The sequence below is a fragment of the Actinomadura harenae genome, from assembly GCF_003696215.1.
GTDB lineage: Bacteria > Actinomycetota > Actinomycetes > Streptosporangiales > Streptosporangiaceae > Spirillospora > Spirillospora harenae.
Genome location: NZ_RFFG01000237.1, coordinates 1 through 2,975 on the forward strand (window position 1 = coordinate 1; position 2,975 = coordinate 2,975).

Genomic DNA, 2,975 nt, shown 5'->3' on the forward strand with positions numbered 1-2,975 from the left:
GCGCGGCGCCGCCGCCGCGCCGGGAGCGCCGCCCGGACGCCGGCTCCCAGGGGTCGTCCATCGGCCCGAGGGCGTGCTCGGACGGTCCGGCGTCGTCGACGCCGCCCGGCCGGTGGCCGTCTGTCACAGCCGACCTGCGAGCCATCCTGCCTCCGCTCGCGCCGTCCGTCGGTCGGCGCGCTCTGTGTGTGCCTGATCCCTGCCGATGTGGCCCATTCCGAACCCACCTCGGGCCCAGCGTAACCACGAGCGTCAATTGTTCCAGCGCATCGCGGGGAAGCACAGTCCCGGCGCGCGGTTGTGGATAATGCAATCCACCTCAGCAGGAACGGGGAAGATTGCCAAACGGTGACGATCCCGTATCGCCGACTCCGAACAGCGTGCGACACCCCGTTTCGGACAAGCGCCCCGGTACGGGAGGTGCTTGGTGACGCGAGAGGATCACGTCCCGAAATCTCCTTGCGGAGAATCCGGCATCGTGTCCGCTTCGCGACAGAGCGCATCACCAGGGCTTTTCGGGGGATACCCCGTGCACGCAGGAGGGACGTCCCGTACACGCACAGGAGCGGACGGAATCCCCCGCAAGGGTCCGCCCGCTCTCGTTCGCCACCGCCCGCCGCCGGGAGGAACCCGGCGGCAGACTTCCGTTTTTATCCCTGTTTGTCCGAGATGGCCGCGGCGCCACACCACGGGAACCCGGACGCCCCGGCAAGGTCAATCCACCCCCGGGGCCACCCCCGGAACCGTCCATGACGGCCCCACGGCGACCCCAAGGGACGCGGGCCCCACGGCGGCCCCAAGGGGACGCCCGCCGGAACGATCAGACGTTGAAGCGGAACTCCACGACGTCGCCGTCCTGCATGACGTACTCCTTGCCCTCCATGCGCACCCTGCCCTGGGTGCGGGCCTCGGCGACGGAGCCGGCGGCGCTGAGGTCGTCGAAGGAGACGATCTCGGCCTTGATGAAGCCGCGCTGGAAGTCGGTGTGGATGACGCCGGCGGCCTCGGGCGCGGTGGCGCCCTTGCGGATCGTCCAGGCGCGGGTCTCCTTGGGACCGGCGGTCAGGTACGTCTGGAGGCCGAGGGTGTCGAAGCCGATCCGGACCAGCTGCGACAGGCCGGACTCCTCCTGGCCCATGCCCTGGAGCAGCTCGAGCGCCTCGTCGTCGGGCAGCTCGATCAGCTCGGCCTCGATCTTGGCGTCCAGGAAGATCGCCTCGGCGGGCGCGACGAGCTCGCGCAGCCGGGAGCGCAGCGCCTCGTCGCCGAGCTCCTCCTCGTCCAGGTTGAAGACGTAGAGGAAGGGCTTGGCGGTGAGCAGGTGCAACTCGTGCAGCAGCGCCAGGTCGATCCCGGCCTTGGCGGCGCCCGCGAACAGGGTCACGCCCTCGTCCAGGACCTTCTGCGCGTTCTGGACGGCGTCCAGGACGGCGAGCTGGTCCTTGTCCTTCTTGGTGCGCGCCTCCTTCTCGAGGCGCGGCAGGGCCTTCTCCAGCGTCTGGAGGTCGGCGAGGATCAGCTCGGTGTTGATCGTCTCGATGTCCCGGAGCGGCGCGACGTCGCCGTCGACGTGGGTGACGTCCGGGTCCTCGAAGGCGCGGATGACCTGGCAGATCGCGCTGGTCTCGCGGATGTTGGCGAGGAACTTGTTGCCGAGTCCCTGCCCCTCGGACGCGCCCTTGACGATGCCCGCGATGTCCACGAACTCCATCGTGGCCGGGAGGATCTTGGCGGATCCGTAGATCTCCGCCAGCCTCTCCAACCGGGGATCCGGCACCCCGACCACGCCGACGTTGGGCTCGATGGTCGCGAACGGGTAGTTCGCGGCCAGCGCGTCGTTCTTGGTCAGCGCGTTGAACAGGGTGGACTTGCCGACGTTGGGCAGTCCGACGATTCCGATGGAGAGGCTCACAGGCGCCAAGTTTATGGGCCCGCGCGGACGCTCGGTTACGCGCCCGCGCGCGGGCCCGTTCCGGGCGTTCTACGCGCCCGCGTTGGCGAGGAACTCGGCGATGTGGCGGAAGGCCGCCTTGCCCTCGGGGACGTAGTCGGAGAAGACCGGGAAGACGTGCGACAGGCCGTTCCACTCCTGGTAGACGCTGTCCACCCCGGCGGCGAGGGCGCGCTCGTGCGCGTCGCGCGTGTCGTCACGCAGGATCTCTGTGCTGGACGCCACGAACAGCAGGGGCGGCATGCCCGACAGGTTCGCGCGCGCAGGGGCGTAGAGCGGGTCGTCCTCCGGCTTGCCGTCCAGGTAGGCGTGCCCGAGCCAGGAGATCTTCTTCGCTGGGAGAAGGCAGTCGGTGCGGGCGTTCGTGCGGTGCGATTCGGCCTGGCAGAGGAAGTCCACCCATGGGGAGAGGCACACCGCCGCCGCGGGAAGGGGCAGTTCGCGCTGCTTCAGCGCCAGGAGTAGCGCCATCGTGAGGTGGCCCCCGGCCGAGTCTCCCCCGATCACGATGTTCTTGGGCTTGTGGCCGCGTTCGAGCAGGAACGTGTAGGCGGTGACCGCGTCCTCCAGGGCATCAGCGGGGGTGTGCTGGGGCGCGAGCCGGTAGTCCAGGCTCAGGACGGGTCGTCCCGTGGCCGCCGACAGGCGCCAGTTGAACGGCCGGTACAGGCGCGGGCCGCCGAAGAAGTAGCCGCCGCCGTGCAGGTAGAGGAAGACCTTGTCCTCGTCGGGGACGCCCGCGCGCACCCATTCGGCCGTGCACATCCCCAGGTGTTCGGGGGCGAACGTCACGCCGCGCGGGGCGCCCTGGGCGTAGCCCAGCAGGTTCCCGGCCCGCTGGACCCGCAGGAGCCCGGCGTCGCCGCGCGGGGAGAGCTCCCAGAACGCCCGGATGGTCGCGCGGATGACCTTGTTCGCGACGCGCGCCTGGAGGCTCGGCGGACCGCCGGGCTCCAGCGCGAGGGCGCGGGCCACGGCGCGCTGGGCCCGGGTGGCCGCGACGGGCCGGACGGTCCGCCGCCCC

2 protein-coding genes are annotated in these 2,975 nt (G+C 70.6%); both read right to left on the minus strand.

The window, feature by feature from the left end:
• Nucleotides 1-820 precede the first annotated feature (820 nt).
• Nucleotides 821-1,912 carry a redox-regulated ATPase YchF gene (ychF, locus tag EBO15_RS43065; protein WP_122200178.1) on the minus strand — a complete coding sequence of 364 codons (1,092 nt, stop codon included), beginning with the start codon at nucleotides 1,910-1,912 and terminating at the stop codon, nucleotides 821-823.
• A 69-nt stretch (nucleotides 1,913-1,981) separates the two neighbouring features.
• Nucleotides 1,982-2,975 (minus strand): alpha/beta hydrolase (locus EBO15_RS43070; protein ID WP_147481931.1); only part of this gene is annotated, 994 nt, incomplete at its 5' end.